Annotated in this window: 20 protein-coding genes and 1 pseudogene; 11 read left to right on the top strand and 10 right to left on the bottom strand. The window is 60.6% G+C overall.

Annotated features, from left to right (window positions below; translation table 11 throughout):
- Positions 1-71: 71 nt before the first annotated feature.
- From V476_RS07155 to V476_RS07135, 5 genes and pseudogenes are all read right to left on the bottom strand, one after another.
- Positions 72-1,195, bottom strand: a pseudogene (locus V476_RS07155) (contractile injection system protein, VgrG/Pvc8 family).
- 257 nt (positions 1,196-1,452) lie between these two features.
- Complete coding sequence (gene speA / locus V476_RS07150) at positions 1,453-3,366, bottom strand: arginine decarboxylase (RefSeq protein ID WP_003340965.1); 1,914 nt, start codon at positions 3,364-3,366, stop codon at positions 1,453-1,455.
- A gap of 88 nt (positions 3,367-3,454) precedes the next feature.
- Positions 3,455-3,826, bottom strand: coding sequence for a translation initiation factor Sui1 (locus V476_RS07145; RefSeq protein ID WP_024959367.1), 372 nt, complete (start codon positions 3,824-3,826; stop codon positions 3,455-3,457).
- A 188-nt stretch (positions 3,827-4,014) separates the two neighbouring features.
- On the bottom strand, positions 4,015-4,560 hold the full coding sequence (locus V476_RS07140) for an NUDIX hydrolase (RefSeq protein WP_024959366.1): 546 nt from the start codon (positions 4,558-4,560) through the stop codon (positions 4,015-4,017).
- Positions 4,560-5,639: a DUF2333 family protein gene (locus V476_RS07135; protein ID WP_003313910.1), complete on the bottom strand. Its 1,080-nt coding sequence runs from the start codon at positions 5,637-5,639 to the stop codon at positions 4,560-4,562. The genes V476_RS07140 and V476_RS07135 overlap by 1 nt, the downstream gene beginning before the upstream one ends.
- A 264-nt stretch (positions 5,640-5,903) precedes the next feature.
- On the opposite strand from V476_RS07135, the gene V476_RS07130 reads away from it, so the two are divergent.
- Positions 5,904-7,559, top strand: a complete 1,656-nt coding sequence (locus V476_RS07130; RefSeq protein WP_024959365.1) for a response regulator — start codon at positions 5,904-5,906, stop codon at positions 7,557-7,559.
- A gap of 7 nt (positions 7,560-7,566) precedes the next feature.
- Here V476_RS07130 and V476_RS07125 read toward each other — a convergent pair whose 3' ends face one another.
- A complete protein-coding gene (locus tag V476_RS07125) occupies positions 7,567-8,361 on the bottom strand; it encodes a response regulator transcription factor (protein WP_161780144.1) in 795 nt (264 codons plus the stop codon).
- Between the two features lie 167 nt (positions 8,362-8,528).
- Positions 8,529-8,999 (bottom strand): A24 family peptidase, encoded by a 471-nt coding sequence (locus V476_RS07120; RefSeq protein WP_024665250.1) that lies wholly within the window; start codon positions 8,997-8,999, stop codon positions 8,529-8,531.
- A 75-nt stretch (positions 9,000-9,074) separates the two neighbouring features.
- Between V476_RS07120 and V476_RS07115 the strand changes: the two genes are divergently transcribed.
- The gene (locus tag V476_RS07115) at positions 9,075-9,530 is read left to right on the top strand and encodes a TadE/TadG family type IV pilus assembly protein (RefSeq protein WP_003313906.1); all 456 of its coding nucleotides are present in this window, start codon (positions 9,075-9,077) and stop codon (positions 9,528-9,530) included.
- A complete protein-coding gene (locus V476_RS07110) occupies positions 9,520-12,300 on the top strand; it encodes a PAS domain-containing sensor histidine kinase (RefSeq protein WP_024959363.1) in 2,781 nt (926 codons plus the stop codon). The genes V476_RS07115 and V476_RS07110 overlap by 11 nt, the downstream gene beginning before the upstream one ends.
- On the opposite strand, the gene V476_RS07105 is transcribed toward V476_RS07110, so the two are convergent.
- The 3 genes from V476_RS07105 to V476_RS07095 all read right to left on the bottom strand — a co-directional run bounded on the left by V476_RS07105 (position 12,297) and on the right by V476_RS07095 (position 16,462).
- The gene (locus V476_RS07105) at positions 12,297-14,333 is read right to left on the bottom strand and encodes a TadG family pilus assembly protein (RefSeq protein ID WP_024959362.1); all 2,037 of its coding nucleotides are present in this window, start codon (positions 14,331-14,333) and stop codon (positions 12,297-12,299) included. The genes V476_RS07110 and V476_RS07105 overlap by 4 nt on opposite strands.
- Before the next feature lie 137 nt (positions 14,334-14,470).
- Positions 14,471-15,787 carry a bifunctional DedA family/phosphatase PAP2 family protein gene (locus tag V476_RS07100; protein WP_024662594.1) on the bottom strand — a complete coding sequence of 439 codons (1,317 nt, stop codon included), beginning with the start codon at positions 15,785-15,787 and terminating at the stop codon, positions 14,471-14,473.
- A gap of 3 nt (positions 15,788-15,790) precedes the next feature.
- Complete coding sequence (locus V476_RS07095; protein WP_024959361.1) at positions 15,791-16,462, bottom strand: DNA-3-methyladenine glycosylase; 672 nt, start codon at positions 16,460-16,462, stop codon at positions 15,791-15,793.
- Between the two features lie 285 nt (positions 16,463-16,747).
- Between V476_RS07095 and V476_RS07090 the strand changes: the two genes are divergently transcribed.
- Genes V476_RS07090 through V476_RS07055 form a run of 8 tightly spaced genes read left to right on the top strand, consistent with a single transcriptional unit; the run spans position 16,748 to position 24,731 of the window.
- A complete protein-coding gene (locus tag V476_RS07090) occupies positions 16,748-18,013 on the top strand; it encodes a glutamate-5-semialdehyde dehydrogenase (RefSeq protein WP_003421073.1) in 1,266 nt (421 codons plus the stop codon).
- Positions 18,014-18,035: 22 nt separating this feature from the next.
- The gene (gene nadD / locus V476_RS07085) at positions 18,036-18,695 is read left to right on the top strand and encodes a nicotinate-nucleotide adenylyltransferase (RefSeq protein ID WP_161420682.1); all 660 of its coding nucleotides are present in this window, start codon (positions 18,036-18,038) and stop codon (positions 18,693-18,695) included.
- A 60-nt stretch (positions 18,696-18,755) separates the two neighbouring features.
- Positions 18,756-19,142, top strand: coding sequence for a ribosome silencing factor (gene rsfS, locus V476_RS07080; RefSeq protein WP_024959360.1), 387 nt, complete (start codon positions 18,756-18,758; stop codon positions 19,140-19,142).
- A 9-nt stretch (positions 19,143-19,151) separates the two neighbouring features.
- Positions 19,152-19,619, top strand: coding sequence for a 23S rRNA (pseudouridine(1915)-N(3))-methyltransferase RlmH (rlmH, locus tag V476_RS07075; RefSeq protein WP_003313894.1), 468 nt, complete (start codon positions 19,152-19,154; stop codon positions 19,617-19,619).
- 28 nt (positions 19,620-19,647) lie between these two features.
- A complete protein-coding gene (gene mrdA / locus V476_RS07070; protein WP_024959359.1) occupies positions 19,648-21,543 on the top strand; it encodes a penicillin-binding protein 2 in 1,896 nt (631 codons plus the stop codon).
- Positions 21,544-21,574: 31 nt separating this feature from the next.
- Positions 21,575-22,678: a rod shape-determining protein RodA gene (gene rodA, locus V476_RS07065; protein WP_003313892.1), complete on the top strand. Its 1,104-nt coding sequence runs from the start codon at positions 21,575-21,577 to the stop codon at positions 22,676-22,678.
- Between the two features lie 17 nt (positions 22,679-22,695).
- Positions 22,696-23,703 carry a lytic murein transglycosylase B gene (gene mltB, locus V476_RS07060; protein ID WP_003313890.1) on the top strand — a complete coding sequence of 336 codons (1,008 nt, stop codon included), beginning with the start codon at positions 22,696-22,698 and terminating at the stop codon, positions 23,701-23,703.
- Positions 23,703-24,731, top strand: a complete 1,029-nt coding sequence (locus V476_RS07055; protein ID WP_003391978.1) for a septal ring lytic transglycosylase RlpA family protein — start codon at positions 23,703-23,705, stop codon at positions 24,729-24,731. Before mltB ends, V476_RS07055 begins: the two co-directional genes overlap by 1 nt.
- Positions 24,732-24,860: the final 129 nt, after the last annotated feature.

Below are 24,860 nucleotides of genomic sequence, written 5' to 3'. Positions count from 1 at the left end.
GCTCTGGAAGGTAAGTCGGATATGCCTGAGACCGTCACGCTTCGTCCCAGTGCCGCACAGTTGCTGCTACGTCATTCAGTGGCGTGCGGATCACTCGGTGGGCTGGCGAAGCTGATGCGCGGGCTGCTCAGCGTAAGACCGCTGTCATCTATCTGTACCGTGCTTGCCCCGGCATCGACGGTCAGTGTGCTGCCTTCAGCCAGTTCTACGCGGGTCCCGTCCGCCAGTTGCAGTTGCCGGTCTGGCCCGGTGATCAGTTGCCAGTCGAGGTGCATCTCGACGTTATCGGCAGGTGCCTGATCACATCTGTGGCCGCCAGCGTCTGCCAGCGCTGACAGGCAGCCGGTGATCTGCGGCGGGCGTTTATCGTCTGCGCAAAAGCTCACTATCACTGCCATGCCACCCCGACACTCAACATCCAGCCCCGCAGCCAGATGCAGCCAACAGCCCGCGTCGGGGCCCTCCGGACGTTGCCAGTCCCATTCGAGGCGCACGTGCACCCGACCTGACGCATCGGTCCTTGCCGGTTCGCCGTCGCTGCCGATGATCCAGCCACGCTGCAGTGGCGCGATGGCAGGGCGCGGTGCCGGGGCAGGTGCTGTGAACCCGGTCTCCCAAGGGCTGGCGCCAAATACCAGCAGGTGGCGGCGACGCGAGTGGACGAAATGGTAGTGAATGCCTTCTTCTGCACACAGCCGCTGGACAAGTTGCAGGTCGGATTCCTGATACTGCACGCAGCTTTCGCGCTCTATGCATTCTGTCTGCGGTCAAAGCGGAAGGCGTTCTTCAAACCATGTTCTTCCAGCACCTGGGCGATGATCTGCGTGGCAGTCATGTGCTGAAAGATACGTGAGTGCTGACGCAGTCCGAGGCAGGCCAGTCGAGGCCCCATCAGCAGCGTGTAGCAGGCCGGGCCGGGGTGGTAGTGCTTGCGGGTCGCGCCGTGGATCTGACCGTGAAAGCCTTGTCCTTGAAAACTCTGCCCCGGAAAACCCTGCTCGCTACCACAGCTCAGCCAGGCAGGCTTGTACATCAGGCTGGTCAGGTCCAGATCGAAGCCGTCGCCGAGGATTTCCAGCTCGATGGCATACGGCTGGCTGATCGCTTCGGTTGCGCCGAACGATACGACGCTGAAACGGCGCTGCAGGCGGGCAATCTCCAGATAAAAGAACGGCGCGCTGTCGGGGTCGGGCATGGAGGGCTTCTCTACCGGGAATGCGACCGCAGATTCTCGCGCAGAAGCCGGGCAGGGTAGAGGTCTGCAGGTAGAACAGGACGTTGCCTACAGCAGATGTTGGTGGGGGATTACGTCGAATGGGTGGGTTGTATGAGCGCGGGGCATGGGGGGCGGTGGTTACGGGCACCTCTCGTCCCTCACGCTCCGCGTCACGAACTGCATGCCAATGCGGAGCATTGGCATGACAAGCAGTTAGATCTGGCTCCGCGCGAGGATCAGGACGACAGGTACGACGAGCGGGTCAGTCCCAGGCGCAAGGCATCGAGGAAGTAGGTGCGCTCGCGTGGGGTGATCTTGGCGCTGGCGACCTTGTCCCGGTAATGGGTCATCAGTTCTTCCGGCGACAGGTGCACATAGCGCAGCATGTCTTCGATGGTGTCGTGAGTTTCGATGCCGGCGTGGTAAACGCTGCCGTCCGGGTTCTGGTAGATGTTCACCGAGTCGGTATCACCGAACAGGTTGTGCATGTCGCCGAGAATTTCCTGGTAGGCACCCACCAGGAAGATCCCCAGCAGATAGTCTTCGCCTTCGTTCAGCGAATGCACCGGCATGCTGGTCTCGATGCTCTGCTCATCGACGTACTGCTTGATCTTGCCATCCGAATCGCAGGTCAGGTCCTGAAGCACGGCGCGGCGCACCGGCTCTTCATTCAGGCGGTGCAGGGGCAGAATCGGCAGCACCTGGCCAATGGCCCAAGTGTCCGGCAGGCTCTGGAACACCGAGAAGTTGCAGATGTACTTGTCGGCCAGCTTGTCATTGAGCTCGTCCAGCACCTGACGATGGGAGCGTTGACGGGCTTTCAGCGAGTTGTACAGGCGGCGGCAGACGGCGAAGTAGCATTGCTCGCCCAGTGCCTTTTCCGACAGGCTGATCTTGCCATCGGCGTACTGGGCGGCGATGTCGCTCATGTAGTGCGTGGCGCGCCAGTAGGTTTCGGTGACCATCTCGATGTCGGTCGGGCCGAGCAGGTCGACCAGCCATTGCACGGTTTCCGGCAGGCTGGCCTTGTCGGCGATTTCCGGGACTTCGTCGTTGTGTTTTTCGACGTCGGTCACCTGCACCACCAGCATGGCGTGGTGGGCGGTCAGCGAGCGGCCGCTCTCCGAGAAGATATGCGGGTGCGGCAGGCTTTGCGCGTCGCAGAATTCCTTGAGCATGCCGACCACCACGCCTGCGTAGTCGTCCATGTCATAGTTGATCGAGCTGGCGTTGCGCGAGTGCGTGCCGTCGTAATCGACACCCAGACCACCACCGACATCGATGTAGTCCACCGGCAGGCCAAGCTTGCGCAGTTCGCCGTAGTAACGGATCGCTTCCTTGAAACCGTGCTGATAGTCGGCCAGGTTGGCGATCTGCGAGCCCATGTGGAAGTGCAGCAGGCGGATGCCCTGATCCAGGCCGGCCTTGCGGAAACGCTCGACCACCGACAGCAATTGCGCAGCCGACAGGCCGAACTTGGATTTCTCGCCACCGGTATCCGCCCATTTGCTCGACGCCAGGGAAGACAGGCGCACGCGCAGACCGACCTGGGGAGCGACTTTCAGCTCGGCGGCTTCTTCGATCACCAGTTCGACTTCGGACTCTTTCTCGATGACGATGAACACGTTATGGCCCAGCTTCTGGCCCATCAGCGCCAGACGGATGAACTCACGGTCCTTGTAACCGTTGCAGACGATGGTGCCGCCTTTGGGCGCCAGTGCCAGCACGGCCATCAGCTCAGGCTTGGAGCCCGCTTCCAGGCCGATGGAGACGTTCTGCGTGGCGATGATGTTTTCCACCACCGCTTCCTGCTGGTTGACCTTGATCGGATACAGCGCGGTGTATTGGCTCTGGTATTCCAGGCGCGCGATGTTGCTGTCGAATGCGCCGGTCAGCTGGCGCACGCGGTCTTGCAGGATGTCGGGGAAGCGCACCAGCAGCGGCAGCGACAGGCCGCTCTTGCGCAGATTGTCGACCTGTTCGTAAAGATCGATGGGCGAGCTGTCCGGCCCGTTGGGACGGACTTCAACGCGTCCCGCTTCGTTGATTGCAAAATAACCCGCGCCCCAATGGCGAATGCCATAAACGCTGCGGCTGTCCGCAACGGTCCATTGGCTGCCATCGTCTTTGCGTGTGCGTCGTACGGACATCGAAGTCCCCTATAAAGAAGTCGTAGCGCCAGCCAGTAGCCAGCTGGGCGCATTGTAATGAGTGGAAATGACGATTTGATTCGCGGGTTCAGCCGCCGGACTTTTTAGCCTTGAAGCCTTTTTTGATCAGCTCTGCCAACAGCAGTTCTACGTGATCACCCTGAATCTCGATCACGCCTTCCTTGAGCGATCCGCCGGTGCCGCAGCGCTGCTTGAGGGCCTTGGCCAGCTCTTTGAGCGGTTCTTCGGCCAGCGGGACGCCGCTGATGGTGGTGACGGTCTTGCCGCCCCGGCCCTTGCTTTCGCGACGTACACGGGCAATGCCGTCCCCTTCGGGGATGGCCGTCTGTTTGCAGGTGCACTCGGCAACGGCTTGACCACAATCGGGGCAGTGGCGCCCAGCGTCGGTTGAAAATACCAGGCCACCCAGGGCGGCGAGAGAAGCGGCTTTTTTAGCCACGCAAACATCCTCTTGTTGAGGACTGAAGATGGGTCGGGCTCGTACGAGCCATCGACCGCGAAGCCCCACTCTGGCAGGGGCAGCGCTACTGAAACGGCAGGGCCGGTCCAGTTTGAAAAGGTCGCGCAGTGTAACGGCAAACCGGCCGGTTGCTAAGGGGCTGGATGCGCCAATTTCTGAACACTCGCTTACTGCTCGTTCTCTATCTGTTTGAGGTAGCGTTTCAGCGCCGCCAGGGAGTCAGGGCACCAGGGATTGTGCTCAGCCTCTTGCAGCACGTCGGCGATGGGCATGAAGCGTGCCTCCAGGACCTCTTCAGGTTGCAGTTTCAACGGCCCGTCCCACACGGCTGAAAACACTGCACACCAGAGCCGGTTGCCCGGCTGATCGAAGAAAAACTGTTCGTGGGCCTGCAGCGGCACGCCACTGACCCCCAGCTCTTCTTCCAGTTCTCGCGCGGCAGAGGCCGCATAGCTTTCATCCGCCTGGACCATGCCGCCTGCGGCTACATCCCAGTAGCCGGGATAAATAGCTTTGCTCAAGGTGCGTCGATGCACACACAGCTCACCCAGACTGTTGAACAGCAGGATATAAGTGCCGCGTCCGATCAGCCCGCGTTCACGCAAGTCGGCACGGACCAGCGAACCGAGCAGTCGATCCTGTTCGTCGACCCAGGCGATCTGCTCGGCATCCGAGGCGGCGCGATGCGCGGCCTCGTTGGCAGGTATGGACATCAGCCCTGATTCAGCAGCTGGCGCAAGTCAATGACTGCGGCGTTGGCACGCGAGATGTAGTTGGCCATGACCAGTGAGTGGTTGGCGAATACGCCGAACGGGCTGCCGTTGAGAATCATCGGGCTCCACATCGGCTCTTGCGAGGCTTCCAGCTCACGAATGATCTGGCGCACGCTGACCGTCGCGTTCTTCTTCGCCAGTACATCGGCAAAATCAACCTCGATGGCGCGCAGCAGGTGCGACAGCGCCCAGGCCTGACCGCGTGCTTCGTAGAACACGTTGTCGATTTCCAGCCATGGCGTTTCGACGATTTCCTCATCGACCTGCGGCACTTCACCGGGTTTGACCGACACAGCGGCTTCGGTTTTCAGCGTGCTGTTGAGTTTGACCCGGCCAACGCTGGCCGACAGGCGTTGCGACAGCGAACCCAGACGGGTGCCGACATCGCCCAGCCAGTTGTTCAGGTTGTCGGCGCGGGCGTAAAACAGCGCGCCTTTCTGGTTGGGATCGGACAGGCGTGCCTGGTAGCGGCTCAGGGAGTTGATCCCCTCGGCGTACTGCGACTCGCTCGACGGCAGGAGCCAGCTGCGATTGTTGAAGTTGAACAACGGCTCGGCACGCGCCAGATCGCCGTCTTCAGCCGATTGCGACTGGGAGCGGGCGAAGTCTTTGCGCAGCGCACGACTCAGGTCACGCACCTGAACCAGCACGCCGTATTCCCAGCTCGGGATGTTGTCCAGCCACAGGCCCGGTGGCATGCGGTCGTTGGACAGGTAGCCACCGGGCTTGCTAAGCAACGTGCCTGCTACGGTCTTGAGCGTTTCAACCGTCGTGTAGCCGATGACCATCTGTTTGCCTTCGCGCTCGGCGGCGGCTTGCGCATTCTGTTGCACCGGGAACAGGGCAGGCTCCTTGCTCCAGTACCAGCCGACTGCCAGTGCGACGAGCAGGTAGATCAAGATCAGGGCGCCCAGCGCGCGACTGTAGAACAGGTTACCCAGGTAACCGCGGCGTTTGGTCGATGAAGTGTCTGCGGTGCGCGCACCCGCGCTGCCTGCGCGGTTCTTCCAATCCAGCATGGTAGGGTCCTTTCGATCTTGAGTTGAATGCTTCACGAGGCGTTCGACCGCAACCTTACCTCAAGGTGCGGCTGACAGACATTATCTTGAGATTTGAACTGTAACGATCATAGGCGCAGTCTATGCATCGATTGAATTTGCATACTGGCTATGCGCCATCAAAATGTTGTCAAATAAGTGACTTACGACGCTGTTCTGTTGTAACGGAGGTGCTAGCATAGCGCCATCAGCCGTATCGCTCAGCAAAACCACAGTAGTCTGAATATGACCTACCCTGAAGACCCTAGCCGAGATCGCCTGAAGCACCACTTTGCCCAGCGGGTCATTCACCAGGCGCGCCAGATTCTAGAGACGTGGCAACGTCTGCAGAAGGCCGAATGGTCGGTCGGCGATATGGCCGAGCTCAAGGAGTCCACGCAGCGTCTTTCGCGCTTTGCCGAGCGCTTCGAGCAGGTTGAACACAGCGCTCTGGCACAGGAGATCAGTCAGGCCCTGGATGTGGTGGAAGCCAATCGCGGTCGTCTCAACAGCCGTGTCATCACCGATCTCAATCGCCTGATGCAGCGCCTTTCCCGAACCGGGCTGCGCCATGGCGATCGTTTCGAGCAAACGGCGCTGCCACCGTTGCGCAAGCCCGTCTATATAGTGCTTCAGGATCACGAGCGGGCCGAGCGCCTGGCCAAGCAGCTGGAGTTCTTCGGTCTGGCAGCGCTGTCGTTGCACAATGTCGCCGAGTTTCAGCGGGCAATGGCACAGCGGCACCCGGCAGCGATTGTCATGGACGTCGATTTCAGCGGACCCGGCAAGGGGCTTGAATTGGCCTCCCAGGCTCAGGAAGGGCTGGAGCAGAAGCTTCCGCTGCTGTTTTTCAGCGTCAATGAAACCGATACGCCCACCCGCCTGGCCGCGGTCAGGGCTGGTGGCGAAGAGTTTCTGACCGGCGCGCTGGAAGCGTCGAGTCTGCTGGAAAAGATAGAAGTCCTGACCTGCGTGGCTCAATACGAGCCTTATAAAGTGCTGATCATCGACGACTCGCGCGCGCAGGCGCTGCACACCGAGCGTGTTCTGAACGCTGCCGGAATCGTGACGCGGGTGTTGCTTGATCCGATTCAGGCGATGTCCGAACTGGCCGAGTTTCAGCCTGACCTGATCATCCTCGATATGTACATGCCGGGCTGTACCGGCACTGAGTTGGCCAAGGTCATCCGCCATAACGACCGTTATGTCAGCGTGCCGATCATTTATCTGTCGGCCGAAGACGATCAGGACAAGCAGCTCGATGCCATGAGCGAAGGCGGCGACGACTTCCTGACCAAGCCGATCAAACCCCGTCACCTGATCACCACCGTGCGCAACCGCGCTGCCAGGGCGCGAAACCTCAAGGCGCGCATGGTCCGTGACAGCCTGACCGGGCTTTACAATCACACGCATATTTTGCAACTGCTGGAAGATTGCAGCTTTCGTTCGCGACGTGAAGGCAAGCCGCTGTGCTTTGCCATGCTCGATATCGACCACTTCAAGAGAGTCAACGACAGCCACGGGCACCCGATGGGGGACCGTGTGATCAAGAGCCTTGCGCTGTTTCTCAAACAACGCCTGCGCAAAACCGACTTCATCGGTCGTTACGGTGGTGAAGAATTCGCTATTGTCATGCCGGACACTGATATCCAGAGCGCCCACGGGGTACTGGATGACATTCGCCATCGTTTTGCAGAGATCCATTATCCGGCGCAGCCCGCCGATCTGTTCTGCACTTTCAGCGCCGGCGTGGTAGCCCTCGGTGCCCATGACGACAGCCTGAGCCTTGCCTCGCAGGCGGATACTGCGTTGTATTGCGCCAAGCATGCGGGCCGCAATCGCGTGCACTCGGTGCTGGTCGACATGCCTTATCACGTCGTGCGGACCGAAATCGAAGCCTGATACCTGCTCAGTCCTGGCTTTCGATCTGTCTGTGCCGCTCCGCCGATTTGCCCGGTGAAAATGCCAGCGCCAGTTGTGTGCGGTTGTGCATGTGCGTCAGGCGCAGTACTTGCGAGACATAGAGTTTTACAGTGTTTTCAGTTATGCCCAGTTCGCAGGCGATCTGGTAATTGGTCAGCCCGGTACTGACCAGGCGAGCCACGTCCAGTTGGCGAGGTGACAACTTGGCCAGTGCCACCGGCATCTGCCCATCACGTTCCTGACGGTCACGCGCTTTGCGCGCGGGTTGGGAGTTGTTCTGGACGCTGTCCAGATTCTTGTAAAGGTCGTCGATGGAGGCGGCCAGGAACTGGAGCTTCTCGTTGAGCAGGCCCAGTTGCTGACGGTTTTTCTGCCGCTCGTGCAGGGCTTGTACTTGCAACTGCACACCTTCGAGCAATTCTTCCAGATCAACCGGCTTCTGGTAGTAATCGGCTATGCCGGCCCGAAGCGCCTTGATGACGTCTTTCTTCTCGGCCTGGCCGGTCAGCATGATGGCCTCGAACAGGTGCGTCTTACCGCCAGTCATCTTCATCGCTTCGACCATCTCGATGCCATTCATGCCGGGCATTTCCAGATCACAGAGTACGATGCCGATGGTGCTGTCGGCGCTGAAACGCTCGATGGCCTCAAGGCTTGAGTGGCAACGCACACACTCATAGCCGCTGCTTTCCAGAAACTCGCAGAGTTCTTCAACGATAAGGGGCTGGTCATCGACCACCAGAACTTTCGTGAGCGGGTCGTTATCCACAGGCAACTCCATGCTGTTAGGGGGCCGTTGACGGCGCCCCGATCCATTCAGCAAAACATGACTCGGCGTTATTCGATCAGTGCGGGTATTGATGACAGTACGCCATCGCGATGACTTAACCGTAGTCGTACTTTCTGACTATGTACATAGCAATAAAATTTTCCCGCAGCGTTAGTCGACTAGTGGAGCAGTGCCGTGCTCAGGAGTAAGCCTGCGAACAAGAAAGGTGAAAAAGGATATTTATCTGGCGCCGTGGGGTTCATATACCGATAGCGTTGCGTAACCCATTGCTGTGTCGGGGGCCAGGCACGCTTTGCGACGATAAGCCAGGTCGCCATGGCAACCCCGGCGCCAATAAACGTACCCAGTAGATAGGCACTGTTCGAGGCCAGCGCCAACGCCGTCATCAGTTTGACGTCTGCGGCACCCAACTTCCCGAGTGCATAGCCTGGCAATGTCAGCGCCAATGCCAAGGTCACGGCCAGCAAGGCCTCCCGCGCAGGCGAGCCGAGCCAGGTCATACCGGTCAAAGCCAGGTAGATAATAGCCAGCGCTGCGGCGCCGAGTGTCAGCCCGTTGGAAATCTGCTTGCAACGCGCATCCTGTTCGGCGCAAATTGCAAACCATATCAACAGGAAAAATAATTTCATCACGCCGAAGACATCCTGTTATCGGGAAAGAATCTATGCTGTGTTGATGCACTACATGTCAGGGTAGACGTCGATATGAAAACTGTTCTGCAACATACCTTGCCCCGTCGTCAACAGGGGGCCGCCGCTATTGAATTCTCTGCGGTGTTCGTTATTTTCTTTGCGGTGTTCTACGGCATGGTGAGTTATAGCCTGCCGTTGCTCATGGTCCAGTCATTCAATGCCGCCGCCAGTGAAGCGGTGCGCAGAAGTGTGGCCCTCAGTCCAACAGTTACCGGCTATAACGATTTGTTAAAGAGTCAGGCTCAGAGTGTGGTCATGAACCAGTTGTCGTGGATACCCCCTGCGCTGGGATTCAATATCAACCATACCAGCGTGACCTATAGCGCAGGCATTCTGACCGTGACCATCCAGTACCCCAAGACCCGACTGGCTCAGGTACTGCCCTTGTTGACTCTTCCAGGCATTGGCGAGGTTCCACGCTTGCCGAACAACCTGACTGCACAAGCGAGTCTGCAACTTGTCCCTTGAAAAGAATCGTTTGAGCCGTTGGCTGGGCCGTGGTGAAGCAACGCAGGTGCCGCAGCCCTTGGCTGTATCGAGCGAGCCCGGTCCGATCGGTGCGGATCTCTATCTGCTGCTGGATGACGAAGGCCGTATACAAAGCATCAGCCCGCACTTGCTCGCCCGGCTGGACGTCGCTGCGCCACTGCCGGCGGCTCAGCGTTTGATGAGTCTGCTGCTGCCCAACAGTGCACTGGTCATTGAAGGGGTGCCGCGTGACTGGCTGGGGCACATGCTCGACCTGGACTTCAAAGGGGACGATGCACACACCTTGCACGCCAGAGGCTGGGTGCAGGCGCATGGCAAGGGCTGGCTCTTGCAATTGCTGGATATCAGCGACCTGATGGAGGAGGCCAGTGCCGCGCGGAGCCGCCAGCAGTGCCTGCGGTTTGCCGGGCAGATGGCTGAGCGTGTGCGAGCGTGCAACGTCGAACGCCTGACTACGGTGGTGAGCGAGCAACTGGAGGAGCTCGCGCAGCTGTGGCGCATCCCTTGTGTGGCGCTGGTGTTACCGGAGGCCGGCGGTGTCGGCTGGCGTGTTTATTGTCAGTACAGCGCGCATACGGCGCCCGAGTTGTGGCAGGTCGGGCAGCGGCTGGGCACTGCGCTGGATCGATTCAACGTCGACGCTACACAGCAACTGAGGTTTGGCGGCACTGTCGATGAGGGCGCGCTGCAAAGTGCTTTCGGTAACGCTGACGGTTTTCTGATCCCCCACAGCCGCGATAACGTTGCCAAGGCCTGGTTGATGTTCGGATTTTATAACGCGCAGCAGCAGGCTCCGGACCTTGGCGAGCGCGAGTGGCTCAACCTGTGCTCAGCCTTGGCCGGGCCGGTTCTTTTTCGAATGTCCGAGCAACATAACCGTCACCATGTCGAACGCCTGGCGGTGCTTCAGGACCTGCTGGGCACCGGTTGGTGGGAATTGCTGCCGGATCGTGACGAGGTTCTGCTGGCACCGCAGCTGGCTCGCAGTCTGCGTCTGGGCGACCGGGTCGAGAGCCTGTCGCGTCAGGACTGGCTGGCACTGATTCATCCCGCCGATCGACAGGAGCTGTCCAGTCGTCTCGCGCAGTTGCGCGACAAAGGCACGCCGCTGTTGCTCTGTGTACGTCTGGCACAAAATGACCCCACTCAGGAAACCCTCTGGTTTCGTATCCAGGGGCAGGCATTGATCAGGGGCCAGGTTCAGCGAGTGCTGGGGTTCATGCTGGACGTCAGCGATATCAAGAATCAGGAAACCGAGGCCGCCGCCGCGCATGCCCGGCTGGATAACCTGATTGCCAGCTCGCCCGCCGTGATTTACGTGCAGCGTTACGATCACGGCAACCTGGAGCCAACCTTTTTCAGTGACAGCCTGACGCCCTTGCTGGGCTGGACGCTGGCCGATTGCGTCGATGGGCAACTGGCGGGATACATCCATCCCGAAGACCACGACATCTGGTTCGAGCGTAACCGGCAACTGCTGCGTGAAGGCTTCGTCAGCCGCCGTTTCAGGTTGCGCAACAGGAACGGCCAATACCACTGGCTGCTGGACGAGGCGCGACTGCTGCGTGACGACCTCGGCATGCCGGTGGAGGCGGTGGGGCTGTGGCTGGACGTGACCGAGGCCACCCTGGCCGCAGAGCATATACGGCGCAGCGAGGAGCGTTACCGCATTCTGGTCGAGGATTCGCCGGCGATGATCTGCCGCTACACGCCGGACCTGGTGTTGAGTTTCGGCAACCGGCCGCTGGCCAACTATATGGAGTGCACACCCGAGCAACTGACCGGGATCAACCTCGGAGACTGGCTGTCGGACGAGCAGCGTGAGGCGTTCATCAAGCGTATCAGCCAGCTGACTCCGGAAGCACCGGTGAGTACCGAGGAAATCTGTATCGAGCTGCCGGGACGCGAGTATGCCTGGTGGATATGGGCCGACCGAGGGGTATTCGATGAGCACGGCAAGCTGGTCGAAGTGCAGGCGGTGGGGCGTGACAACACCGATGTACGCCGCTCGCGCATGCAGTTGAATCAGAGCGCGAAGATGGCAACGCTTGGCGAGATGTCCACCGGTCTGGCCCATGAGATCAACCAGCCGCTCAACGTCATGCGCATGGCCGTGGTCAACGTTCTCAAGCGTCTGGGCCGGGGTGATGTAGACATCGAATACCTCACTGAAAAACTCAATCGCATTGACACTCAGGTGCAGCGCGCTGCCCGGGTAGTCGATCACATGCGGGTATTCGGTCGCCGCTCTGAAGTAGAAGAGCAGTTGTTCGATCCGGCTCAGGCGGTCGAAGGCACCATCTCGATGCTGGCTGAAGGCATGAAAGGCAAGGGCGTGCAGCTTCGGGTCGGCGGGATGATCGACGCGGTGCGGGTTCGCGGCCATGTCGATCAGCTTGAGCAGGTGCTGATCAACCTGATGGTCAACGCCCGTGATGCCTTGTTGTCGCGCCGGGAAAAGGACCGGGATTTCGAGCCGTGGATCAGTGTCGAGGCCGAGCGCGATGAAAATATCATCCGCCTGGCGGTCCAGGACAACGGCGGGGGCATCGATCCGCGGTTGCTGGAACGCATTTTCGAGCCGTTTTTCACCACTAAACCGGTAGGTGTCGGCACTGGCCTGGGCTTGTCCGTCAGTTACGGCATTGTCGACCAGATGGGCGGCCAGCTCAGCGTCGCCAACGTCGGCGAGGGCGCTCGATTCCAGATCGAGCTGCCGATCTTCAACGCCGATCAGACCGGCAGCTAGATCACCAGTGTCGCCTGACCCAGGTTGCAGCTCAGGTTGGTGCCGACGTCGGTGGCCCCCATGCTCACACCCAGTGATTCGAACAACGGGTCGACGACTGACGTGAGCAAGCGTGTCAGGGTGTCGTCGACAATCGCATCCAGCGCCAGGGTCAGGCTGTTCAGTGTGGCGGCCGCACCGGTGATGACGTTGCCCAGCACATTGCTGGTCGCCGGTTTATACACATTCACTTTGACGCTTGAAGCCGTGCCGTTGAGCAAGGTGCTCGGTTTGGTGTGCGCAACGCGTGTCAGGTAAAACGGGGCGCTGCTGATCTCCGGCAGGTTGGGCGAGCTGAACGTCGTGCTGGTCACCGTCGAGCTGCCCAGTGCCGACTGGCTGACGTTGTCGAAGGTCAGGCCGATACCGCCACCCCCGAAAGGCTTGCGCGCGGTGCAGTTACCCAGCAGCCCGGCGACCTTCTGGCAGGTCATGGTGCCGATATCGATGACTGGCACCGGCACGGCGGTGATGGCCGCCGGATCAGTGCTGGCGGGGAAGGCAGACGAACTGTCGATCGAGCCGATCTTGGCGCTTAGTAATGCTGCGTCGGTCTTGACGTTGAGGGTTTTGCTGGCGTTGCTGGTGCAGGTAAAACCGCTGACGTAGCTGTCGGCGCTGGCCAGTGACAGGCTCATGTCGATCCTCGGGCCTGCGCTCGACGAACTGTCGGAGGTCAGAAACTTGAAGTCGGTCACCATGCAACTGGTGAGTCCCAGCGCGCAGGTGGCCGAGGTCCCCAGCCCGGCGAGGTTCAGGCTCAGTGCACTGTTGAGGAGCGGCGTGAGGCTGCCAATCACTGAACCCGCGGTATTGACCAGCGAGGTCATCGTGCCGAGCACCGGCAGGTTGATCGACACCAGTGCGCGCATTTGTGCCGTGCGCACGTAAATCCGATTTGCACCGTTTCGCGGGTCGAGCGGGTCGATCTTGCTCGGGTCGCCGATTGCCGACAGCTGAGGCGGCTCGATGACCTGAATGCGTGTGGTGACCTGCGCGAGCCCGGCGATATTGACCTGGGCCGCGGTCAGAACGCCGCTTTTTTTGTTGGCCAGTTGCGCGAGGCCCTGGACCAGATCCATCAGCCGCAGGTTGGTATTCAGTGCGGCGAGGTCCGCGCCGCTCTGCACGGACAGCAGATCACCCAGCAGCACTGTGGTCGCCCCAGAGGCCAGCTTCAAGGCTTGCAGGCCCTGAATGGCGGCGGCACCGCCCAGTGTTGCGTTGGGGCTGATGACATTGATCGCGCTCTGCAGCAACTGACTGACCGAAACCGAGGTGTTGAGTACATCGTTGTAACCAACCGCCGTGAGGCTGAGGTCGGTTTTCAGCCTGTTCAGGTAGCTCAGCAGGCTCAGGTTGGTGTCTGCAATGCCTTGCCAGTTGGCAACACTTAGGTTCAGCGTACCCCCCAGCAGGCTGCCCACCACCGGGTTGAGGAGGGCTGCGCCGGTACTGTCCACAGTGACTCCCGCACTGCGGATGGTCAGCGCCGCCAGCGGCGCGGCACTGGCGGCCACGGCGGTGGCGCTGATCGTCACATTGGGTGGGGAAGGCGTCTTTTCGAACAGTGCGCCAATGCCGGCTGCAATGCTGCGCGGCACCGGATGAGCCGCGACCACCTGAATAGCCAGCGCCTGCGTCGAGTCGGCGACAAATACGCGAGGCCCTGCGACGTCCACGGTGAGTGTTCCGCAGCGAGTCACCAGGGTGCGGCCATCGGTATTCGGGACGAAGCCGTTGCGCGTGGCGCTCTGATTAGCGAAATCGGGCGCCGAGGCGGCTGTGCCGCTGCACGTGCCTCTACGGCCCGCCGCTTCCAGTGCGGCAATGTCCGCAACCCGCTGCAACGAGCGCTTTTCCAGATACAGCCTGCCGCTGTCGATAACGGTCAGCGTGCACAGCAATGCCAGGCCCATGGTCAGCGCCGCCATCAGGCCGATCGCGCCGCGTTGCCGGGAGGGTATCGCCGTATAACCATCCAGTGGAGACATCAACACTCCTTCGATCACGCCATCGCACACTCATTTGTCCCTGAAGAGTGTAGTCAACGCCTCGAAAGAGCGCTGGCAAGGTGCCAGATGTGAGAAGAGTCGCACCCGTCATGTGCGGGCGCGATCAGGTCTGTCGATCAATACTGGTAACGCAGCACGCCATGCGACAGGGCACGAACGGCGAAGATACCCAGCAAGGCGGTCATGGCGGGCACGACGAGCCACCAGACGCGCACCGACATGGCCGGCAAGGGGGCCTTGCGTTGAATGAACGCCAGGCTGGCGGCGCAAACGCAAAACGCCAGAAGCATGCCGGCGAGAATATCGGTGGGCCAGTGAACGCCCAGGTAAACCCTCGACAGCGCGATTGCCAGAGCCGGAATACCAGCGACCAGCATCCAGGTCAGGCGCAGCCGTACGGGTTGGCCACGTCCGGCCAGCACTCCCAGGGTCATGAACAGCGCAAAGGCTGCCGAGCTGTGACCGCTGGGCATGCTGTACGTCGTCAGCGGCTCTAACAGCACTTCCGGGCGAGCGCGGGCGAAAAATGTTTTCAGGATGCCGTTGGCGATTGCGGTGCCCAGTGTGGCTGTCAGAGCAAAGGCTGCGTGGCGCCATTGCCTGGCAACCGCCAGCACGATGATCAGCAGGCTGGCGGCCAGCAACTGCGCCCTGAAATCGCCGATGCTGGTGACGAACACCACGATATTCTGCGTGGCTTCGCTGCGGTGTTCCTGGATGAGCGTCATCAGGCCGTTGTCGAAGTCGGCCAGCAACGGGAAGCCGAAAAATAGCGTTGCGACCAGCATCAGGCTGAGCGCGGAAATCAGTCGGGTTGCGTAGCGTTTCTGGCGAATACTGCTCTGGATGCTCAGCCCGAACAGGACGGCCAGGCCGCCGCCAACCACGGCCGCCTCGGGCCAGAAGCCTTCCGGCAGTGGCAGGCGAATCGCTGCGCCTGCCGCCCAGCCCGGCATCAGGTAGGCAATTGACCAGCCTGCCGCCGCCAGCACGCTGACTGCCACGAAGCGCGGCAACGGCATGTCGCACATACCGGCGATCATCGGCAGCATCGGACGCAACGGGCCGATGAAGCGTCCCACCAGCAAACTGGCAATGCCGTAACGGTGGAAGTATTTTTCCGCACCTTCCATCCACTCCGGGTGCGTGCGCAAGCCGGGCAATTGACGGATATTCTGATGAAAGCGCCGGCCTACGAAGTACGACACCGCGTCACCCAGCAGCCCGCCGAGAAAACCCAGCAACAGCACTTCGCTCAACGGCAGTATGCCGCTGCCCGCCAGGGCGGCGATGGCAAACATGATGACCGTGCCCGGCACGACGATCCCGACGATCGCGACGCATTCAATGAAGGCCACCAAAAAGATCGCGACAGCCACCCAGGAAGGATTTGCGGTCAGCCAGCCAGTCATTCCATTGAGCAGATCGCCCATCGGTCAGTTTCCTTGATCGAGAAATAAGTAGTCGCGGCCTTCGACCTGACCGCGTCTGAGAGGGTTCCGTGTGCAGAAACGGGCGTAACCGGCATCCACGAAGCGATACATCAAGTGCTCATCGCGCCCGGCAGGAATGCCCAGTCGGGTGGTCTGGATAATGCGTTCGGGTGTCTGACCGATGTCCTCGACCAGCAATTTTTCAGGGTCAAAGCGCTTGGCGTCCCACACCGGGACTTTCAGGCCGAGCGCCTTGCACAGCAGCGTCTGGCCAGCGCAAAGCCGTTGCGCCGGGCGCATCGCGCCGCTGGCGTCGGGGTTGTTCAGTTGCATCTGCGCCAGCGCGTTTTCGTCGCTGGTTGCGTCGGTCCAGGGAAACGCCGATTTGATCAGCACGGCATTGCCCGGCCCCTCGGCGCTGAAATTCAAAGAATCGCCGCCGCGTGCGTAATACATATAGATGTGCCCACCGTCGAGAAACAGCGCCTTGCGTTTCTCGGTATAGCCCAGCGAGGCATGGCTGCCCTTTTCGGCGCAGTAGTACGCTTCGGTTTCGATGATCCGCGCGGCCAGCCACAGGTCGCCCACCTTGTGGCGGATGACCTTGCCCAGCAGATCGCGCGCCAGCAGTTGGGCATCGCGATGAAAGAAGTGGTCGGGGAGGGCTGTGGGCATAATCGGGCGGGTACATTGAGAAAGAGCCCGATAATAACAAGCGCAACTTTAATTTCAGCTGAATGTGTCTGGATTAGGCGCTTTGTTGTTTCTGAACGTGACCGAATCATGACAAGCCGTTATGCCCATGCAGGGCGCCAGCCTGCGCATGGCCGCCGGCAACGCCTGCCACGGTGACGAAAAATCTGCGCACTGATATCGACCATCCGCCTGTCTGCGCTGTCGTTCGGGCGGCACGACAGCTATAATCAGCCGCTTTCCTCTTTGCCAAGACCTCTGAGACCAATGACTGAGTCCGTTCTTGACTACATGACCCGCCTGGGTCGCGCCGCCCGCGAAGCTTCGCGAGTGATCGGCCGTGCCAGCACTGCGCAGAAGAATCGCGCCCTGCAAGCCACTGCCGCCGCTCTGGACGAAGCTCGCGCCGAGCTGTCTGCCGCCAATGCGCTGGACCTGGCCAATGGTCAGGCGAACGGCCTTGAGCCGGCCATGCTCGAGCGTCTGGCCCTGACCCCCGCACGTATCGACGGCATGATCGTCGGGTTGCGTCAGGTAGCAGCGTTGGCAGACCCGGTCGGTGCGATCCGCGACATGAGCTATCGGCCGTCAGGTATTCAGGTCGGCAAGATGCGTGTGCCGCTGGGTGTTGTCGGAATCATCTACGAGTCACGTCCGAACGTGACCATCGATGCGGCCAGTCTGTGTCTGAAGTCCGGAAACGCGACCATCCTGCGCGGTGGTTCCGAAGCCATTCATTCCAATCGCGCCATCGCGGCCTGCATCGAGCGCGGCCTGGCCGAGGCCGGTCTGCCCGCTGCTGTCGTGCAAGTGGTTGAAACCACCGACCGTGCAGCCGTGGGCGCGCTGATCACCATGCCCGAGTACGTGGACGTCATCGTTCCGCGTGGCGGCAAGGGGTTGATCGAGCGCGTCAGTCGCGACGCGCGGGTGCCGGTCATCAAGCATCTGGACGGCATCTGCCATGTGTACGTCAGTGCCCACGCCGATCTGGCCAAGGCGCAGAAGATCGCCTTCAACGCCAAGACCTACCGTTACGGGATCTGCGGCGCGATGGAAACCCTGCTGGTCGATCAGACCATTGCCGCCGACTTTTTGCCGTCGATGGCCGCGCAGTTTCGCGAGAAGGGCGTCGAGTTGCGCGGTTGCGAGCGTACCCGTGAGCTGATCGACGTGATCCCGGCCACCGAGGACGACTGGCACACCGAGTACCTGGACGCGATTCTGTCTATTCGCGTCGTGTCCGGGCTGGATGAAGCCATCGAGCACATCAACCATTACGGCTCGCATCACAGCGATGCCATCGTGTCGGACCACCAGAGTCAGGTGCGCCGGTTCATGGCCGAGGTCGATTCCAGCTCGGTCATGGTCAATGCGCCGACCTGCTTCGCTGACGGGTTCGAATACGGCCTAGGTGCCGAGATCGGCATTTCTACTGATAAGCTGCACGCCCGCGGTCCTGTTGGTCTTGAAGGGCTGACCTGCGAGAAATACATCGTGATCGGTGACGGCCAATTGCGCGGACAAGCCTGACTTGAATAGCCCCATGACCGCGCTGCCCAGACGTATCGGCATGCTTGGGGGCACGTTCGACCCGGTTCATATCGGTCATTTGCGCGGTGCGCTCGAAGTGGCCGAACTGCTGGAACTCGATGAGTTGCGCCTGACGCCCAGCGCCAGGCCTCCGCATCGTGACATGCCGAGCGTCACCGCCGAGGATCGTCTGGCGATGGTTCAGAGTGCCGTTGCGGGTGTGTCGCCCCTGACGGTGGATGACCGTGAACTGAAACGTGACAAACCGTCGTACACCCTCGACACACTGGAATCGATGCGCGCCGAACTGGCGCCTCGCGACCAGTTGTTCCTGTTGCTGGGTTGGGATGCCTTTTGCGGGCTGCCGACCTGGCACAGATGGGAAGAACTGCTGGAGCACTGCCATATCGTGGTGCTGCAACGCCCGGACGCGGACAGCGAGTCGCCGGATGCCATGCGCAATCTGCTGGCGGCCCGCGCAGTCAGCGATCCCAAGGCCCTGAAAGGGCCGGGTGGACAGATTACATTCGTCTGGCAGACGCCTTTATCGGTGTCTGCCACCCAGATCCGTCAACTGCTGGCCAGCGGTAAGTCGGTACGTTTTCTGGTGCCAGACGCGGTACTGGCCTATATCGATGCACGCGGACTTTACCGCGCGCCGAACACTGATGGGTCGTCCTGAAACTGCTTTGATCGACAAGCGTCTGGACGGTCCCACACATACGAGCTGAATGAGTTTTATATGACAAAGCAAAAAATGAGCAGTGAAGACGTCATCAATGTTGCGATTGCAGCCCTTGAAGAGGTCAAGGGTGCCGACATCCTGACCATCGACGTGCGCGACAAGACCAGCATCGCTGACTACATGCTGATCTGCACCGGTACGTCCAACCGTCAGTTGAACGCACTGGTCGATAACGTCCGTGACAAGGTCAAGGCTGCCGGCCTGAAGCCCCTGAGCGAAGAAGGCAAGGGCGACAGCGACTGGGTTCTGCTGGACCTGGGTGATGTGATTGTCCATGTGATGACCGCTGCGGCACGCCAGTTCTATGACCTCGAGCGCTTGTGGCAGGGAGCAGAACAAAGCCGTGCTGCCAGCGCTGCGCACCACACACCGGGCAACGAATAAGGCTTTGATGTGCGTCTGCGTCTGATCGCTGTGGGTTCGCGCATGCCCAAGTGGGTGGAAGAAGGTTGGCACGAATACGCCAAGCGGATGCCCTCCGAGCTTGCGCTTGAACTGGTGGAAATCCCGCTCAATACCCGAGGCAAAAACGCCGACGTCGCGCGCTTTATCCGTCAGGAAGGCGAGGCGATGCTGGCGAAAGTGCAGCCGGGCGAGCGGATTGTCACGCTGGAAGTGCAGGGCAAACCGTGGAGCACCGAACAACTGGCGGTCGAACTCGATCGCTGGCGTCTGGATGCGCGTACGGTCAACCTGATGGTCGGCGGCCCCGAGGGGCTGGCGCCTGAAGTCTGTGCCCGCAGTGAACAACGCTGGTCTCTGTCGCCGCTGACCCTGCCGCACCCGTTGGTGCGCATCCTGATCGGCGAGCAGATGTATCGCGCCTGGACGGTCCTGTCCGGGCACCCTTATCACAAGTAGCACCGTCTTTACTGTGAATACGGCCTAAATGTCTCAACCGATCCGCCTCAAAGACCACGAAAAGGACGCACGCCTGGTGCGCGGCAGGGTCGTGTTCGGAGCAGTGGCGGTCGTGTTGCTGGTGTGCGTGCTGATTGCCCGGTTGTATTACCTGCAGGTCATCCAGTACGAGTATCACTCCACGCTTTCGGAAAACAACCGCGTTCACGTTCAGCCGATTCCGCCCAGCCGTGGGCTGATCTACGACCGCAACGGCGTTGTGGTCGCCGATAACCGGCCCAGTTTCAGTCTCAGCATGACCCGTGAACGCGCAGGCGAGTGGTCCAGCGTGCTCGACACCATTGTCGAGATCCTGCAGCTCACCCCCGACGACCGCATCATCTTCGAAAAGCGCATGAAACAGGGGCGTCGACCATTCGAGCCGGTGCCCATCCTGTTCGAGCTGAGCGAAGAGCAGATCGCCCTGATCGCCGTCAACCAGTTCCGCCTGCCGGGCGTCGAAGTGGTTGCGCAACTGGTCAGGCACTACCCGCAAGGGCCGCACTTTGCTCACTCGGTCGGCTACATGGGGCGCATCAACGAAAAAGAGCTCAAGAGCCTCGACCCGATCAATTACAGCGGCACGCACCATATCGGCAAGACCGGTATCGAGCGTTTTTACGAGCCCGAGCTGCATGGTCAGGTTGGCTACGAAGAGGTCGAGACCAACGCCCGTGGTCGCGTGTTGCGTGTGCTCAAGCGCACCGACCCGATCCCCGGCAAGGACATGGTCCTGAGCCTGGACATCAAGCTTCAGGAAGCCGCCGAAGCCGCACTGGGCGGGCGTCGTGGCGCGGTTGTCGCGCTGGACCCGGCCACCGGTGAAGTGCTGGCGATGGTCAGTGCGCCGAGCTTCGATCCGAACCTGTTTGTCACCGGCATCAGCTTCAAGGCCTATGCCGAGCTGCGCGATTCCATCGACCGGCCGCTGTTCAACCGCATCCTGCGAGGGTTGTACCCGCCGGGCTCGACCATCAAGCCTGCGGTGGCGATTGCCGGGCTGGATACCGGTGCAGTGACGCCTGGCTCACGGGTGTTCGATCCGGGCTATTACCAGCTGCCCAATTACGATCACAAGTACCGCAACTGGAACCGCACCGGCGATGGCTGGGTCGATCTGGATACGGCGATCATGCGTTCAAATGACACGTACTTCTACGATCTGGCGCACAAGGTGGGCATTGATCGACTGGCGACCTATATGAACAAGTTTGGTATCGGGCAGAAGGTCTCGCTGGACATGTTCGAAGAATCTCCCGGCCTGATGCCTTCCCGCGAGTGGAAGCGCGCCACGCGCCGGCAGGCCTGGTTCCCCGGCGAGACGCTGATCCTCGGCATTGGTCAGGGCTACATGCAGGCAACGCCGTTGCAACTGGCCCAGGCGACCGCGCTGGTGGCCAACAAGGGGGTGTGGAACCGTCCTCACCTGGCCAGAACCATCGAAGGCAAGGCACCTGTGGATGAAAACCCGATGCCGGACATCGTGCTGCGCGACCCGGCCAACTGGGGACGCGTCAATCACGGCATGCAGGAGGTGATGCACGGCGCGCGCGGTACGGCGCGCAAGGCCGCCATCGGTGCGCAGTACCGGATTGCCGGCAAGAGTGGTACGGCCCAGGTGGTGGCCATCAAGCAGGGCGAGAAATACGACCGCACCAAGGTGCAGGAACGTCACCGCGACCACGCCTTGTTTGTCGGCTTCGCCCCGGCCGACAATCCGAAAATCGTTGTTGCAGTGATGGTCGAGAACGGCGAGTCCGGTTCCGGCGTTGCTGCCCCCGTCGTACGTCAGGTCCTGGACGCCTGGCTGCTCGACGAAAACGGCCATCTCAAACCCGAGTACGCCGGTTCCCTGAATCTGGAGGCTGCGGCCCGTGAAGAGTAATTTCGACCGCATCCTGTCCAGTGAAGACGTGATGCGTCGCCGCGCCACGTTTCTGCAGCGCATTCATATCGACGGTCCATTACTGATCCTGCTGCTGACGCTGGCGGCGGGCAGCCTGTTCGTGCTGTATTCGGCCAGCGGCAAGAACTGGGACCTGCTGATCAAGCAGGCCAGTTCGTTCGGCATCGGTCTGGTGGCAATGGTGGTGATCGCCCAACTGGAGCCGCGCTTTATGGCGCGCTGGGTGCCGGTGCTGTATGTCATCGGCGTCCTGCTGCTGGTCGTGGTGGATGTCATGGGCCATAACGCCATGGGTGCGACGCGCTGGATCAACATTCCCGGGGTCATCCGCTTCCAGCCTTCGGAGTTTCTCAAGATCATCATGCCGGCGACCATCGCCTGGTACCTGTCCAAGCGCACGCTGCCGCCGCATTTGAAGCACGTGGCGGTCAGTCTCGCCCTGATCGGTGTGCCGTTCATTCTGATTGTGCGCCAGCCAGACCTGGGAACGTCCCTGCTGATTCTGGCGTCGGGTGCCTTCGTGCTGTTCATGGCCGGCTTGCGCTGGCGCTGGATCATCAGTGTACTGGCGGCGGCCGTACCGGCGGCGGTGGCCATGTGGTTCTTCTTCATGCACGACTACCAGAAGCAGCGCGTACTGACGTTTCTGGACCCGGAAAGCGATCCGCTGGGGACCGGCTGGAACATCATTCAGTCAAAGGCTGCGATTGGTTCGGGCGGCGTGTTCGGCAAAGGCTGGTTGCTCGGCACGCAGTCGCACCTCGACTTTTTACCGGAAAGCCATACCGACTTCATCATTGCAGTGTTGGGTGAAGAGTTCGGCCTGGTGGGCATCTGTGCGTTGCTGATCATTTATATGCTGCTGATCGGTCGCGGGCTTGTGATCACCGCACAGGCGCAGACATTATTCGGCAAACTGCTGGCCGGCGCGTTGACCATGACATTTTTTGTTTACGTTTTCGTCAACATCGGTATGGTCAGTGGCCTGCTGCCAGTGGTGGGGGTGCCTTTGCCCTTCATTAGCTACGGCGGAACTTCGCTCGTGACCCTACTGTCAGCGTTTGGAGTTTTGATGTCGATCCATACACATCGTAAATGGATCGCTCAAGTTTGATTAAGGTGAACTATTCAATGCAAGTAATGCGTAACTGGGCTCGATATGCTCCGGTGGTCGGTCTGGTGGGCATCCTTGGATCGGTGCAAGAGGCGCTGGCGGGCGACTACGACGGTTCGCCCCAGGTGGCGGAATTCGTCGGTGAGCTGACTCGCGATCATGGTTTTGCCGGTGAGCAGTTGATGAGTCTGTTCCGGGAGGTCGAGCGCAAGCAGGCCATTCTCGATGCCATTTCCCGCCCGGCCGAACGGGTCAAGCAATGGAAAGAGTATCGGCCGATGTTCATCACCGATACGCGCATCGCTCGCGGTGTCGACTTCTGGCGTCAGCATGAGGCCGCCTTGGCGCGCGCCGAGCAGGAATATGGCGTGCCGGCGCAGATCATCGTGTCGATCATTGGTGTAGAAACCTTCTTCGGCCGCAATACCGGTAATTACCGGGTGATCGACGCCTTGTCGACGCTTGGCTTCGATTACCCGCCACGCGCCCAGTTCTTCCGCAAGGAATTGCGCGAGTTTCTGCTGCTGGCTCGCGAGCAACAGGTCGACCCTCTGACCCTCAAGGGTTCGTACGCCGGGGCAATGGGGCTGCCGCAGTTCATGCCGAGCAGCTTCCGCGCCTACGCGGTGGATTTCGACGGTGACGGTCATATCAACATCTGGACCGATCCGGACGATGCCATCGGCAGTGTCGCCAGCTATTTCAAGCGTCATGGCTGGGTGGCCGGTCAGCCGGTGGTCAGTCGTGCCACGGCGCGTGGCGACCGGGTTGACGAGGGGTTGAGCCCTGCGCTTGATCCGGTAATGTCGGTCGGGGAGTTGCGACAGCTGGGCTGGGCGAGTCATGATGCGCTGCGCGACGATATGCCGGTGACGGCGTTTCGTCTGGAAGGCGACAATGGTCCTGAATACTGGCTGGGTTTGAACAATTTTTATGCAATCACTCGTTATAACCGCAGTGTGATGTACGCCATGGCCGTATATCAGCTGTCTGAATCGTTGGTTCAAGCTCGAGGCGTCAAGTAATGCGGGCATCGCCGATTCTTCAATCATTCAAGCTTCTGGCGTTGACTGGCCTGGCAGTGCTGGTCGCCAGTTGCTCGTCGCCATCGCGCACGACAACCTCACCGTCGCCCAAGGGCGGCGCCGTGGTGCGCTCGATGCCGGGGCTGGACATCAACCGTGCCCACAAGGACGGGGCGCCGTGGTGGGACGTGGATGTCTCGCGTATCCCTGATGCAACGCCAACCCTGCACACCGGCGCCTACAAGGCCAACCCGTATACCGTGCTGGGCAAGACCTACTTTCCGATGAGCGATGCCAAGCGTTACGTCGCTTCTGGCACTGCCTCCTGGTATGGCACCAAGTTTCATGGTCAGAACACCGCCAACGGCGAGGTGTATGACCTGTACGGCATGAGTGCCGCGCACAAGACCCTGCCGCTGCCCAGCTACGTCAAAGTGACCAACCTGGACAACAATCGCACGGTGATCCTGCGCGTCAACGATCGCGGGCCGTTCTATTCCGACCGCATCATCGACCTGTCCTACGCGGCCGCTAAAAAGCTCGGCTATGCCGAAACCGGCACTGCACGGGTCAAGGTCGAAGGTATCGACCCGCAGGAATGGTGGGCGCAACGAGGCCGTCCGGCGCCGCTGTTGCTCAATCAGCCGCAGGTCGTTGCTCAGGCGACGCCGCCTGCGCTGTCCACTTCGACCGGCACCGTCGAGCAGTACACACCACCCCCTCAGCAGCACGCTGCACCCGTCGTGCCTATGCAGGTTGACGCAAAAAAAAACGCTTCAGGACAAGCCGCTGGGCTATTTCTCCAGGTGGGAGCCTTCGCCAACCCGGACGCTGCGGAACTCCTGAGGTCGAAATTGAGCGGGATGGTTCGAGCGCCGGTGTTCGTCAGCTCGATAGCGCGCAATCAGCAAACGCTCTATCGAGTGCGGATGGGACCGATCGACACGCAGGGTGAAGCCCAGCAGCTGCAAAACAGCGTCAGGTCGGCCAATCTGGGCCAGCCGAGCGTAGTGACATCGGATCAGTAAGTTTTTCGACAACCGTTCTCCGGCAATAATGGGGGACGGTATGCAGTCGCAGGCGGCGCAGATTTGCTTTCAGGGCAAGCGTTGCAGGTAACTGCCCACAAGGTCGTGTGTCGAACAGGCGACTTTGTC

The organism is Pseudomonas syringae KCTC 12500 (assembly GCF_000507185.2).
GTDB classification, from domain to species: domain Bacteria; phylum Pseudomonadota; class Gammaproteobacteria; order Pseudomonadales; family Pseudomonadaceae; genus Aquipseudomonas; species Aquipseudomonas syringae.
The sequence above is the reverse complement of the archived record's forward strand: the minus strand, read 5'-3'. Positions and strand labels throughout refer to the sequence as shown.